This is a genomic window from Chryseobacterium oncorhynchi (genome assembly GCF_002899895.1).
GTDB classification, from domain to species: Bacteria; Bacteroidota; Bacteroidia; order Flavobacteriales; family Weeksellaceae; genus Chryseobacterium; species Chryseobacterium oncorhynchi.
This window is the reverse complement of the sequence record NZ_PPEI02000002.1, coordinates 283,780-296,729: the sequence shown is the minus strand read 5'-3', so window position 1 is coordinate 296,729 and position 12,950 is coordinate 283,780. Positions and strand designations below refer to the sequence as shown.

At 32.7% G+C, this 12,950-nt stretch carries 14 protein-coding genes; 13 read left to right on the top strand and 1 reads right to left on the bottom strand.

Features of this window, described 5'->3' with window-relative positions; all coding sequences use genetic code 11:
* Window positions 1-107: 107 nt before the first annotated feature.
* The 11 genes from C1638_RS07005 to C1638_RS06955 all read left to right on the top strand — a co-directional run bounded on the left by C1638_RS07005 (window position 108) and on the right by C1638_RS06955 (window position 9,957).
* A complete protein-coding gene (locus tag C1638_RS07005) occupies window positions 108-368 on the top strand; it encodes a hypothetical protein (RefSeq protein WP_109619520.1) in 261 nt (86 codons plus the stop codon).
* A 209-nt stretch (window positions 369-577) separates the two neighbouring features.
* On the top strand, window positions 578-1,402 hold the full coding sequence (locus C1638_RS07000; protein WP_185140413.1) for a GLPGLI family protein: 825 nt from the start codon (window positions 578-580) through the stop codon (window positions 1,400-1,402).
* A 318-nt stretch (window positions 1,403-1,720) separates the two neighbouring features.
* Complete coding sequence (locus C1638_RS06995; protein ID WP_109619516.1) at window positions 1,721-2,788, top strand: glycosyltransferase family 2 protein; 1,068 nt, start codon at window positions 1,721-1,723, stop codon at window positions 2,786-2,788.
* A 177-nt stretch (window positions 2,789-2,965) separates the two neighbouring features.
* Window positions 2,966-3,451, top strand: a complete 486-nt coding sequence (locus C1638_RS06990) for a T9SS type A sorting domain-containing protein (protein ID WP_109619514.1) — start codon at window positions 2,966-2,968, stop codon at window positions 3,449-3,451.
* Window positions 3,452-3,472: 21 nt separating this feature from the next.
* Window positions 3,473-4,966, top strand: a complete 1,494-nt coding sequence (locus C1638_RS06985; protein WP_228428069.1) for a DUF8740 domain-containing protein — start codon at window positions 3,473-3,475, stop codon at window positions 4,964-4,966.
* Window positions 4,967-5,248: 282 nt separating this feature from the next.
* A complete protein-coding gene (locus C1638_RS06980) occupies window positions 5,249-5,467 on the top strand; it encodes a DUF4287 domain-containing protein (RefSeq protein WP_109619512.1) in 219 nt (72 codons plus the stop codon).
* A 110-nt stretch (window positions 5,468-5,577) separates the two neighbouring features.
* A complete protein-coding gene (locus C1638_RS06975; RefSeq protein WP_109619510.1) occupies window positions 5,578-6,600 on the top strand; it encodes a serine hydrolase domain-containing protein in 1,023 nt (340 codons plus the stop codon).
* A 246-nt stretch (window positions 6,601-6,846) separates the two neighbouring features.
* On the top strand, window positions 6,847-8,340 hold the full coding sequence (locus C1638_RS06970; protein WP_109619509.1) for a serine hydrolase domain-containing protein: 1,494 nt from the start codon (window positions 6,847-6,849) through the stop codon (window positions 8,338-8,340).
* 33 nt (window positions 8,341-8,373) lie between these two features.
* A complete protein-coding gene (locus C1638_RS06965) occupies window positions 8,374-8,880 on the top strand; it encodes a GNAT family N-acetyltransferase (protein WP_109619507.1) in 507 nt (168 codons plus the stop codon).
* Window positions 8,881-8,962: 82 nt separating this feature from the next.
* Window positions 8,963-9,544, top strand: coding sequence for a hypothetical protein (locus tag C1638_RS06960; RefSeq protein WP_109619505.1), 582 nt, complete (start codon window positions 8,963-8,965; stop codon window positions 9,542-9,544).
* A 92-nt stretch (window positions 9,545-9,636) separates the two neighbouring features.
* Window positions 9,637-9,957 carry a hypothetical protein gene (locus C1638_RS06955; protein WP_109619503.1) on the top strand — a complete coding sequence of 107 codons (321 nt, stop codon included), beginning with the start codon at window positions 9,637-9,639 and terminating at the stop codon, window positions 9,955-9,957.
* Window positions 9,958-10,004: 47 nt separating this feature from the next.
* Here C1638_RS06955 and C1638_RS06950 read toward each other — a convergent pair whose 3' ends face one another.
* Window positions 10,005-10,952, bottom strand: coding sequence for a beta-1,6-N-acetylglucosaminyltransferase (locus C1638_RS06950; protein ID WP_109619501.1), 948 nt, complete (start codon window positions 10,950-10,952; stop codon window positions 10,005-10,007).
* Between the two features lie 446 nt (window positions 10,953-11,398).
* Here C1638_RS06950 and C1638_RS06945 point away from each other — a divergent pair, with 446 nt between their 5' ends.
* Both C1638_RS06945 and C1638_RS06940 read left to right on the top strand, forming a co-directional pair.
* The gene (locus C1638_RS06945) at window positions 11,399-12,517 is read left to right on the top strand and encodes a DEAD/DEAH box helicase (RefSeq protein WP_109619500.1); all 1,119 of its coding nucleotides are present in this window, start codon (window positions 11,399-11,401) and stop codon (window positions 12,515-12,517) included.
* Between the two features lie 52 nt (window positions 12,518-12,569).
* Window positions 12,570-12,764 (top strand): cold-shock protein, encoded by a 195-nt coding sequence (locus C1638_RS06940; protein ID WP_109619497.1) that lies wholly within the window; start codon window positions 12,570-12,572, stop codon window positions 12,762-12,764.
* Window positions 12,765-12,950 lie beyond the last annotated feature (186 nt).

Below are 12,950 nucleotides of genomic sequence, written 5' to 3'. Positions count from 1 at the left end.
AGGTTGGAATAAGTCATTGATTTTTAAATATTTAACATAATAAAATATTTCTTTTTTGTTTGATTTATATTTCTACATTAGCCATGTAATTTTAAAATATTTCAAAGATGAAAAAACTATTATTTATTGCTGCACTTGGTGTAGCAGGTTTCGCAAGTGCAAAAGGAGGTGTAGAAAAAGTAAATTCAAAGACAAAGGAAATTACAGCTACTAAAAAAACAAAAAAGGCAAAGAAAAAATACGAAATGCAATGTGGAACCTTTCAAGCGAGTTGTACATCTGCATATACTTGCCAGGATTGGTCTCCTGGTCAATGGATACACTGGGGAGAGCAAATTCAAAACAATTATTGTGAAATGAATTGGTAATTTTTCATTTAATATAATACTTAAACTAATTAAGCATATTATTTGTTTTTAACCTAAAGTAACAAGCAATAAACCATTCAAAGAATAGATTGGATTGCTTTTAGAGACTTGTATCTAGATTAAATAAAAGGAACTATTAACCCTTATAAGTGTCTAAAACAAAAAGTAATCACATGAATTTTTTGAATGGTTTTTCATAAATAAAGTACATGAATCTTACAAAAAAATACATTATAATAATTTTATTTTTATCCTTTTTCTCTGTTTCTTTTTCACAAACAGTTGTAAGTGATTCATTGCGAGGGGAATTTACTTATCTGCTTCAATATAAGCCTAATATACTGAATCGGGATAATGTTTACAAGGAGCTTTTTTCACTGCAAATAACTGATACACGTAGTTTTTTTATCAGTGAAAACAGGTTGAAATTTGATTCCCTTTTTATGGAGCAGTATAATAAGAATAGGAATAATTTCAATATTGATATGAGAGGGTTACCATTGTCAAAATTCAAATTTTTAATTATCCAGACCAATGACAATTCGCAATTTTATGAAACAGTAGGAATGACGCTTCTATCGTATAGTAGTTCTGTAATTAGTAACTGGAAACTGGTGGATGAAACCAAAGTAATTAATTCTATTAATTGTAAAAAGGCAGAGGTAAATTATAAGGGCAGAGATTGGACTGCATGGTATTCAACCGAAATTCCTTTTCTCTATGGTCCCTACAAGTTTAGTGGTCTCCCAGGTTTGATTGTTAAAATAACAGATAAAACAGGGGATTATGATTTTGAATTGGTAAAATCAGTATCAAGTTCAAATTTAAAAGGAAAAAAGGTAAGTATCAATGAAGCTCGTTATCACAATGCTAAGTTGGTTACAAAAGAAGAATTAATTCAGGCAATGAAAAATTTCAGAGAAAATGCCAAATATGAATTAGAAAAGATGGGGACTGTATTTTCAGATGACCAGAAAAGACAAAAAGTAAGTGAAACAGAAAGAAAAGGATATAATCCCATTGAGTTAGAGTAAAATAAAACTAAAATTTAGTCCTAAAAACTTAATCCGTTTTCTATTTAAATAAGAAACTGCAAGTCATTGATTTGTAGTTTTTTATTTGTATACTTTTGCCAAGATTTTTATAAGTGTTCAAAAAGTTTTAGGGTGTATTTGTTTTTCTTAAAACATTTTGTAGGATTCAATTCAAATAAATGATTATCAGTTTGTAATGTAAATTAATGGTCCAATTGATTGAATCTTTGCCCCTACATTTAAGTCCTTAAAGAAATGTATATTAGTATCTGTAATTAATACAAGTATCTTTATATCCATAAAAATGAGTTGAAGTCCATGAAAATAAGTTTGTGTTTAATTGTTAAAAATGAGCAGGATGTTTTAAGCAGATGTTTGGAAAGTGCAGTAAAATTTGCAGATGAAATCATTATAGTAGATACAGGTTCTACCGATACAACCAAAGAAATTGCCAAACAATTTACAGATAAAGTTTTTGATTTTGAATGGATTAATGATTTTTCAGCAGCACGCAATTTTGCATTTTCAAAAGCAGTTATGGACTATCAGATGTGGTTGGACGCTGATGATGTTGTACCGGAAAAATCAGTTAAAGAAATAAATGAACTGAAGAAAACGTTGAATGAGGATGTTGAAATTGTCACGATGAAATATGTTTTGTCATTTGATGAAAACAATCATCCTACTTTTCATTCAACACGCGAAAGGTTATTTAAAAGAAATAAAAATTATCAATGGATTGATCCGGTTCATGAATGTATTCCCTTGATCGGTAACCTCCATTATACCGATATTGAAATTTGGCATAAAAAAACAAAATCCGAAGTACTTTCTACAAGAAATATAGATATATATAAAACTTTAGAGAATAATGGAAAAGAGTTTTCAGCAAGGCAATTGTATTATTATGCTAGAGAATTGAGAGATCATAACGAGACTGATAAAGCAATTATTTATTATGAAAAGTTTTTAAATTCAGGATCAGGCTGGGTAGAAGATGTGATAACTTGTTGCCATCAACTGGCTATTGAGTATAAAAAAACGGGTGCTAGAGAAAAAATTCTTCCAACTTTACTCAAAAGCTTAGAATATGATGTCCCGAGACCAGAGATTTGTTGTGAATTAGGTTATTATTATAAAGATGAGCAAAAATATAGTCAGGCATTTAAATGGTTTGATTTAGCTACAAGGCTTCCGCAATCTAACTCTGTAGGTTTCGTATTTTCCGATTATTCAGGATATATTCCTAATATTGAGGCTTGTGTATGTCTCTCTTTTTTAGGAGACTATAAAAAAGCCAATGAATACAATGAAAAAGCCTCTGTTTCAAGACCAGATTGTCTTTCTGTAAGACAAAATAGAGATTATTTAAGGGGTCTTATTTAATTGTTGCAAGATTTACCAAAATTTACTTTTCTCAGTTTTAATGTAGAAAGTGAAAGGTTATAGAAATAGCAAGAAATATCTTCTAGATTTTTTTTAATCATAAATTAATATAGTTATCATAATATAATTATATATTTGATAAATAATAAAAACTAATAAGATATATATTAATATGCTATGAAAACTACACTTTTTACACTTTCCTTGTTTCTTGTTAGTTTCTCGATTCAGGTTTCGGGACAAGAAACCCTAAATACGAGTGGCACTAATATGTCTGGCACTGCAGGGAATATCACAGCTTCTTTAGGCCAAATTTTTTACGACACAACATCTTCTTCTGTAGGAAATATTGTTGCAGGCGTTCAACAGCCTTATGAAATTACCACAACATTAGGAGTTGATATCACCGAAATCAGTTTGAACCTTACTGTTTTCCCAAACCCCACAACAGATATTCTCAATTTGAAAATGGGATTTAAAGATTACGATAAGTATCGCTATGATCTTTTTGATAGCAGTGGTAAGTTATTGACCAGTAAACCTATTCTTCAGGCACAAACTCAAATTACAATGACGTCTTATCCGGCTACCATCTATTTATTAAAAATATCAAAAGATGGTAAGGTCATCAAAATTTTTAAGGTTTTAAAAACAGATAAATAAAATATAAAAAACTAATTACCTATGAAAAAGCTTTCTCTTCTAACAGCCTCTCTGGCTTCTGCTTTGGTGTTTTCACAAGTGCAGGATGCCATGAGTTATCAGGCTATTATCAGAAATTCAAGTAACCAATTGGTTAGTAATCAGAATGTAGGAATGAGATTTTCTATATTGAAAGGGTCCACAACAGGAACAGTAGTATACTCCGAAACTCAAACTCAACCTACTAATAGTAATGGTTTAGTAACTGTAAAAATAGGTGCCGGTACTTTAGTGAGTGGTTCTTACTCTACAATTAATTGGGGATCAGATATTTATTTTATAAAAATTGAAACAGATCCTAGCGGGTCAAATAATTATACCATAACAGGAACCTCACAACTATTAAGTGTTCCTTATGCTTTATACGCAAAAACTTCAGGGAGTTCTCTTCCAGGGCCGCAAGGAGCAACAGGTCCGCAGGGGATTCAGGGAATTACCGGCGCAACAGGAGCAATAGGAGTTCAAGGATTAGTAGGTGCTACTGGAGCAACGGGTTCACAAGGGATTCAAGGAGCGACAGGTGCTGTAGGAGTTCAAGGATTAGTAGGTGCTACCGGTGCAACGGGTCCACAAGGTATTCAGGGTATTCAAGGAGCAACAGGAGCTGTAGGGGTTCAAGGATTAGTAGGTGCTACTGGTGCAACAGGTTCACAAGGGATTCAAGGAATTGCCGGAGCAACAGGTGCTGTAGGAGCTCAAGGGTTAACGGGTGCTACTGGAGCAACGGGAGCAATAGGAGTTACCGGTGCAACGGGTCCACAAGGGATTCAGGGAATTACCGGAGCAACAGGTATTGTAGGAGCTCAAGGGCTAACGGGTGCTACCGGAGTAACCGGAGCAATAGGAGTTACCGGAGCAACGGGTCCACAAGGGATTCAGGGTATTCAAGGAGCAACAGGAGTTGTAGGAGTTCAAGGGTTAACAGGTGCTACTGGAGCAACAGGAGCTCAGGGTGCTACAGGTTCAGGTTTTGCGAATGGCTCTGCTTCAGGGCAGGTTTATATAACTGGGGCGACTCCATTTGCGCCCACTAACCCAGTAAGTCTAAGTGGAGATGTCACTATGAGTACTTCTGGAGTTACCACTATTGGAAGTTCCAAAATAACAACAACCAAAATTGCTGATGCTTCCGTTACAGTAGCTAAAATAGCTACATCTGCCGGTACAGCGGGTTCTGCCACTTATCTTAGAGGGGATGGGACTTGGTCTACACCAAATACTGGTGCACAATTATTAACAGGAACAGCTACTGTGACTTTGCCTCCATCAGGTAGTGCTGTGTCATTTACAATAACGATTAATGGAGCAGCCATAGGTGATGCGGTTATAGTAAACCCAACAAGCAATATTTCAGGAACTTATCCGCCAATCTATACTACAAAAGTAACAGCAGCCAATACCGTAACTGTTTATATATACGATTCTGGTGATGTTGGAGGTACATCCTTTTCTTTTAAAGCTACAGTAATCAAATAAATTGACATCTTCTTTTTATGGAAGAAATTATAATCTTATATTATTGAATATCAAAAAAATCCAGTTATTTACTGGATTTTTTTGATTAGTATTTAGGCTGTTATTGTTTATTTAGACTTTGAGTGCAGTCTTTTGAAAAAGAGTAAACCCTGTCAACATCTTAAGAACTATAAGTTTTTAAGATTTAAAAATTAGGAATATTTAAGTACCTTAAAATCAATAAATTTTAATAAATTAGAGAACGCCATTTGATAAATAAACATCACCAAAATATAAAATAATATGTCATTTCAAACTTATATCAAAAACATTGAAGAAAAAACAGGGAAGTCCCGTTCTGATTTTGAAGGTCTAGCAGCTCAAAAAGGGTTTACGGAAGATGGTAAAATAAAAAAAGAGATCAAAGCAACGGAAATAATCAATTGGTTAAAGGAGGATTTTGAATTAGGCCATGGCCATGCTACTGCTATGTATGCCTATATTAACGGAAAACGTGAATAATCAATCTTTAACATTACCCATTTTTTATTATAGTTGAAATGGAATACCTAATTTCCAAGTATTTCATTCCAGGCTTTTTGTATTTTTGAAAAAATCCGTAAAAAAATATAATGAAATTAAATGTTTTAGGAATATCCTTATTCCTGCTAATTTCTTCATGTACCACTAATAATGCAAATAAAGATCAATATTCCTCTTCCTTATCAGCAATCGATAGTATAGTGATTAATAATCATTTCAATGGGGTAATATTAGTAGCAAAAGATTCAACTATTCAGTATGAAAAAGCATTTGGGTATTCTGATATTGATAACAAAACAAAATTAAAAACAAAAGATCAGTTTTACATTGGATCTATCAGTAAACAAATTACTGCTGTTTTAATTCTTAGAGAATATGAAAAGGGAAATTTACAGTTAACTGATAAACTTGATAAGTATTTCCCCGAAATTACGCAACCTTGGGCCAAGCAGGTCACGATTCATCATTTGCTTACCCATACCCATGGGATTTTAGAAATTGACCAGCCCCTCGAATTTGAAGTGGGAACCCAATTTCATTACTCGCAAATAGGATTCGGGCTATTAGCTCAAATACTTGAAAAAATAAACCATAAATCTTTTGAAAAAATATCAACAGAACTATTTACCCAATATGGACTGAAAAATACTTTTCATCCTGATAATAAAAAATACAACAATCTTGTAAAGGGATATGAAGAGGATGAAAATGGTAAACTTATACATGCCGAGGGTAATCCTGTCAAATATATAGCTGGAGGAGGTTTTATATCTAATGCTGAAGACGTATTAAAATGGTATAGACTGTTATACTCAGGAAAACTAGTAAAGAACACTACCTTGGATATGATGAAAACACGATACGCCACCAGAAAGCATCCTGTTTTTGACAAAATAGAATATGGATATGGCTTATTATTTTTAGATGGAGAACAGAATACTCAGATAGGGGCATTTGGATATGCTCCGGGTTTTCCTTCAGCGGCCTATTACTACCCTAAGACAAATATGAATTTAATTGTTTTAGAAAATATCGGATATAATTTGGATGATTTCAAAAAAACGTTTAAAACCCATACCGACTTAATGAAATTAATTAAAGACCAGAAATAAACCCCTTGTTTTGGTGAAATAATTTAAAAGGGACTCTAATTAGGGATTTTTCTTCTTCCACAAAGTAAAGGGTGATGTTTCTTTGTTAAAAATGTAATGCATAAGAAAAGGTTAAAATAGAAAGAGTTGCGATTGAAATGTATATGGCTTTTACAGATGCTTTTTACATTATATAGGTTGAATGAATTGTTGTATTTAAAGTGTTATTGGTAGCGAAACGTATTGCTAATTTAATTTTTTACAAGTATGAAAAAACTATTATTTATTGCTGCGCTTGGTATAGTAAGTCTAGCGAGTGGACAAGGAAGTATTGAAAAAAAAGGACAAACTGAAGATTATTCCTTTAAGAACCTGAGCAGCATAGTAGATCAATATGCAGGAAATACTTTGAAAAAAGGAAATATCAACTCTCTGGCAATAGCGATTTATAAAGATGGTAAAGTTTATCAGCAATATTATGGTGAAATAGATAAGAATTCTAACAATAAACCTAATGACAATACATTGTATGAAATTGCTTCTATTTCAAAAGCCTTTGCAGGCTCTTTAGCTGCTAAAGCTGTTTTAGAGAAAAAGATAACACTGGATGACGATATTAGAAAATATTTAAAAGGTGATTATCCAAACTTGCAATTTGAAAATACACCTATTACAATTAAAAATTTATTGACCCATACTCTTGGTTTTAAAAACAAGACTCCCCCAAAGTTAGAAAGCATCAATAAAAAGACAGCCGAAGGTTATTATGAAAGCAGACCTTTTAATTATAATATGTCAGACTTGTTTGACGAACTTAAAACGGTAGTATTAGATAAAAAACCTGGAACACTTTATAGCTATAATTCTGTAGGACCAGAGTTACTTGCCTATATTTTGGAACAAGTTTATCATAAATCTTATGGCGATATATTAAAAGATTTTCTGGTAGAATTAGATATGAAAAATACCTATTTACAGGATTACGAAAAACATAAAAAACAACTGGTAAATGGCTATGGTGAAGATCGAAAATTGGCTCCACTAGATAAAAACCCTTTATTGGGTGGTGCTTATGGAATGATTAGTAGTTTACCTGACCTTACAAAATTTATGCAATTTCAATTAGAAAGCAATAATCCTTTAATTAAAGAAGCTACTCGTCTTTTATTTAAAGAAGAAGAAGATAATGATGATAAAGGGTACTTGTGGGATGTTGGATTTGGAAAGAAAGAAGGGGCCTATTATGGCAAAACAGGAACTTCATATGGCATTCAAAGCGGAGTGTTAATTTGCCCGGATTCTCATTATGGATTCGTACTCATTATGAACAATAAGTCTGAAGCTGCATTAAACGATTGGTCTAGTTTGTACAATAGAATTGAAACTGATTTAATTAATTACCCAAAAATCAATTTAGTTTCATTATTGCAAAATGAGTTTTTGAATGATTTTGAAAAAGCCGTTGTGGAATATAAAAAATCAAAAAATGATACTACTAATTATGTATCAGGAAGTATACCTTTAAATAATTTTGGCTATGAACTGATTGCTGGTAATCACATACAAAAGGCCATAAAAGTATTTGAATTTGCAATTTCAGAAGATCCAAAAAATGCAAATTTATATGACAGCCTTGGAGAAGCTTACTTTACAAATAAGAATTATGAAAAATCACTTTCTAATTATAAAAAGTCACTTGAGCTAAATCCTAAAAATGATAATGCAAGAAAATATATTGCAGAAATTAACCGATTAAAATAAAAACGTTACTTACTATCACTAATTTTATCAACCATGAACCTTTTCCAACCCAACAATTTTCCAACCGTATCAGGTGGTAGAGTGTCACTAAGACAGATTCTCGATACAGATCTGAATGACCTTATTGAAATTTCATTTTATGATGCTGTTCAGGCAAAAACTGTTCAGCAAGCTGCCGAAATGCAGGCAAAGATCAATCAGGATTATAAGGATGGCAATTCTATTCACTGGGGAATTGTAGATAACGTAACCGGCAAAATTGTTGGAACCTGTGGATACTACCGTGGATTGGATAAGGGAGAGGGAGAATTGGGCTGTGTTTTATTATCAAAGTATTATGGACAGGGATATATGACAGATGGAATGTTACTTGCCATTGATTTCGGGCTGACTCAAATGGGATTAAAACGAATATGGGCAGCAACAAGCCAACAAAATGGCCCGGCTATTAAGCTTCTGGAACGACTCAATTTTGTGAAAATTGCTGAGACAAATGATAACGAAATTGAATATGAACTAAAAAAGCTCTTTGACAACTAGTTTAAAGTCTATTTTATACTGAATTAAATAGACATTGGTGTGTTTTTTGCAGAGAGTGACCCTGTTAAAACTATAATAAACTATGAAAATTACTTATCTAGGAACAGGATTTTTAGCAATGGCATTGGTACTTACCGTAGGGTCTAATTCTGTTTTTGCCAAAAGGCCAACTATTCAAATTGAAAAAGCATATGGGAATCCGGATTCATTGAAAGTTGAGAATCTGACTAAGGATTTAAAGAAAATGAAGCCTATTATTGTAAGTGAATTCAAAGCTAAATTTAAGAAGGAAGTAGCTGGATTTAAGTTAACAGAAGTTGATGCTTTTGAGGACAAAGATACCGGTTCATTTGCTACAGCAAATTATAAGAAAGGAGATCAAAATGTTTATCTGATGGTAGCAGATGGAGCAGGCCAGGGGGCAGATCAGGTGAAGTCAAGTTTGCTTAATTATTTAGAAATTAAAGCAATAGAAGAGCCTGGTGATAAGCTTATTATTAAGAGTTACAAAGGATGGCAGGCTTTATTTGATTCAAGCATGTATGAGAGCGATGAAATGGCAAACATCCAATATCTGGAGGGAAACAGATATTCTATTGTAGCTTCTGGAAATAAAATTTCTTTAGAAGAAGTAAAAGCTCTTTTAGATAATATCAGCCTGTAGAGAGCCTTATTTGATATATGCCTCGGTTTATTAAAGCCGGGGCTTTTTTATTCAAAATACCCCGATGTTTGGCTGAGATAAAATAATAAGACATGACAGCAAAAGAATTTATAGTCAGAGAAATAGATGAATTGAACGATTTAATAAGTAGAGAAGGAAATAAAGAATCTCATTTGCAACTTAAAAAAGAGCTGTCAGAAACCCTCTATTTATTGAGTATTTTTGATAATCATCAGATCAATCAAAAAACAATTAAAACCATTCTGGAATTACCTGATTCTAATACCGGATATTCTGATTATAGAATAATAAACGATTGTGAATCGGATAATCCTGATCATTGGATTGAAGTGAGTATCCATAATGAGAAACTTAGATTGGGAGCGGGAGACATTATCATCAAAAAGAAATAATGGGGAAGGCTTATGGAGTGTACTAAAGCATATTGTTGCCTTGACAATCAATTATTTTGACGGTCGTTCCTTTTTAATTCTCTTTCAATTTCATCAATCTCGGGTAAAGGAAAGAGAAAGCTGTCTTCAATGTAGCTCAGGATATTTTCATCTGTCTTTTTGTTTACTTTTCTGATAAAAAGTTGATTGCTGGATTTCAAAGACTCTATATAGGATAATATATTCTGTTTATTTTGGAAAATAGATTGTCCAAATATTGCTCTTTTATCATCATTAACGATAATATCATTGAAAGATGTATTCATAAGAACAGTCTGGAAAAATGATTCGGCAGGTAAAAAAGTATGAAGATAGTAATCCTCAAAATCCATCACCCTTTTATTGTTGGTTAAGAATATACAGGTTTCTTTTGTAAACATAAACCATTTCCCTCCAATATAAGGTATTACTCCTTTCATGAATTCTCTTTTGTAAATGAAAGAGGAAACCATATAGGCTAATTCCGTAAAGTGATTCTGTATTCTTTGTAAGGTATCTGGTCTGTAAAATTCCTGGTCATAATAAAAGAGATAATTTCGTCCCTTATTAGCCGTAAGAAACTTACGGATGATATTTTGAGATCGGAGAGGGTAGTCTTCACCACTTAGATTAATGAAATAATCCCATCCCTGGTTTACATTCAATAGAAATTCCATGGCATTAAGTTCCGCCTGAATCATACTAAAGCCACCTGATACAATATTCAGGCTTTCTAAAATATAAACATTGGGAAACTGAACAATATACAGCTGAATTTCTTCCGTAAACTTTGAATTTGATTTCCTGTCAATATGAATAAGATAAAACTGATCCCTTGTATAGATTTTCTGAAACATGGCCTTAAATACTTCAGGTTTATGATGAACCATGATAAAATAAGCAATTTTTACATGAGGTACAGCATATGATTCTAATGTACAGGGGTAAGGTTCTGTTATGGGAACGGATGTTTGCATACTTCGGAGCTTAAAATCATCCGCACTTGCAAATAATTAGGTTGACGTGCGGAAGCTACGAATATATTTTTGATAATCAACTAATTAAATATAGTTTTGTTGTTTTTCTTTGTTGTACGTTTGCAGAGCATTTATAAAATAGGTCACTGCCTTTGCTATTCTGTAAGAGTTTAAAATCACAATCTTTTCTTTCAGTTCTGCTTTTTCAGCTACCAATTTATAGTCTTTATTTCAAATGTGAAAGCAGAAGATTATAGATTCCTATTGTAAATAGGAGCGATATGCTATTGCAAGGTAATCAATAATATTTTAATGTTATTGTTATAGTGAAAGCAAGCAAAATGATAAGCCGAGAGAGTATTTCTTAATTTGTTTTATCCCAATACACCAAATCAAATTCTGATAAACAGATTTGCTTACAAACTACCGGAAGACCGGAATGTATAATGAGTTTTAAAAATTTAAATCTAATCAATCCAATTATCCGTGCTGTTACAGAAGCTGGTTATTCCAAACCTACTGAAATACAGGAAATTGCAATTCCGCATATTTTGGAAGGAAAAGATATTATTGGATGCGCTCAAACAGGTTCCGGAAAGACAGCAGCATTTGCAATGCCAATTCTACAGTTACTTAAAAGACACACTCCCGAACATAAAGAAATACGAACCTTAATACTTACCCCAACCCGGGAACTGGCTATACAGATAGAAGAAGACTTGGGAATTTATAGTAAGTATTTACCTTTATCTCAACTTTCGATTTATGAAGGTATTTCAACGGGAAGTCTGCTTGCAGCTCTAAGAAAAAGAGTGGATATTCTTGTTGCAACTCCCGATAAACTTTTGGAGCTGGATAATCAAAGACATATTGATCTTTCTAAAATTGAAATACTGGTTTTAGATGAAGCAGATAAGATGCTTGAAATGGGATTTGTAAATGATATAAAAAAGATTTTAAAACAAACCCCTCAGAAAAGACAAGCACTCTTCTTTTCAGGAACAATGCCGATAAGTCTAAAGAAATTTGCAGAGACAGTCCTGAATAATCCTATAAACATTACAATAAATTCAGTATCTTCAACGACACAAACTGTTAAACAATCCGTGTATTTTGTAGAGAAAGAAAATAAAGCTGATTTACTGATTGATATATTGCGTAAAAAAGACAGTATAAAATCACTGGTTTTTACACGTACGAAACAGGTTGCCAATAAACTTGTTCAGCAGCTGGAAAGCGTAGGGATTTTTGCAGCAGCTATTCATGGAAACAAATCACAGGAAGCAAAACAAAGTGCTCTTGATGATTTTAAAAACAGCAGAATTAAAGTGTTGGTTGCTACTGACACTGCGGCAAGAGGAATGGATATAGAAGATTTTCCTTATGTCGTCAATTATGAACTTCCAAATATTCCGGAAACCTATGTTCACCGAATTGGAAAAACAGGAAGATCCGGTACAGAAAGAATCGCTATTTCATTTTGTGATACCGAGGAGTGTTTGGATCTAAAAAATATTCAAAAGCTGATAGGATTTACAATGCCTGTTAGTTTATTTCAGAAATAAAATCTGTAAAGTCTACAGATCATAATACATACAATTTTTAATAATAATTACAATGCAAGAAGGCACAGTAAAATTTTTCAATGAAGCAAAAGGCTTCGGGTTTATTTCTCCATCAGACGGGAGTAAAGACATATTTGTACATTCTTCAGGATTAAACACAAGTTCAATCCGTGAAAATGATAAAGTAGTTTTTGATGTACAAAAAAGCGACAAAGGTTTAAACGCAGTGAACGTAAAGTTAGCATAATTTAGATCTTGATTACAAGGGGTATTATTTTGATACCCTTTGTCATTTCAGTCTCATATTTTTATATTTTTTTTACAATTTAAGATCCATACACTTTTAGTATCTGGATATATTGTTTGAAAGAACATTAATGCAGGTTAAATTACTTTTTATTTTCATTATATGTTCATTTACCTCTTGCTTTAT

Coding starts and splice junctions, on each gene's coding strand:
- C1638_RS06985 (WP_228428069.1), top strand. CDS start 3,473: ATGAAAAAGCTTTCTCTTCTAACAGCCTCTCTGGCTTCTGCTTTGGTG.
- C1638_RS06945 (WP_109619500.1), top strand. CDS start 11,399: ATGAGTTTTAAAAATTTAAATCTAATCAATCCAATTATCCGTGCTGTT.
- C1638_RS06980 (WP_109619512.1), top strand. CDS start 5,249: ATGTCATTTCAAACTTATATCAAAAACATTGAAGAAAAAACAGGGAAG.
- C1638_RS06960 (WP_109619505.1), top strand. CDS start 8,963: ATGAAAATTACTTATCTAGGAACAGGATTTTTAGCAATGGCATTGGTA.
- C1638_RS06990 (WP_109619514.1), top strand. CDS start 2,966: ATGAAAACTACACTTTTTACACTTTCCTTGTTTCTTGTTAGTTTCTCG.
- C1638_RS07000 (WP_185140413.1), top strand. CDS start 578: ATGAATCTTACAAAAAAATACATTATAATAATTTTATTTTTATCCTTT.
- C1638_RS06975 (WP_109619510.1), top strand. CDS start 5,578: ATGAAATTAAATGTTTTAGGAATATCCTTATTCCTGCTAATTTCTTCA.
- C1638_RS06950 (WP_109619501.1), bottom strand. CDS start 10,952: ATGCAAACATCCGTTCCCATAACAGAACCTTACCCCTGTACATTAGAA.
- C1638_RS06970 (WP_109619509.1), top strand. CDS start 6,847: ATGAAAAAACTATTATTTATTGCTGCGCTTGGTATAGTAAGTCTAGCG.
- C1638_RS06940 (WP_109619497.1), top strand. CDS start 12,570: ATGCAAGAAGGCACAGTAAAATTTTTCAATGAAGCAAAAGGCTTCGGG.
- C1638_RS06995 (WP_109619516.1), top strand. CDS start 1,721: ATGAAAATAAGTTTGTGTTTAATTGTTAAAAATGAGCAGGATGTTTTA.
- C1638_RS06955 (WP_109619503.1), top strand. CDS start 9,637: ATGACAGCAAAAGAATTTATAGTCAGAGAAATAGATGAATTGAACGAT.
- C1638_RS07005 (WP_109619520.1), top strand. CDS start 108: ATGAAAAAACTATTATTTATTGCTGCACTTGGTGTAGCAGGTTTCGCA.
- C1638_RS06965 (WP_109619507.1), top strand. CDS start 8,374: ATGAACCTTTTCCAACCCAACAATTTTCCAACCGTATCAGGTGGTAGA.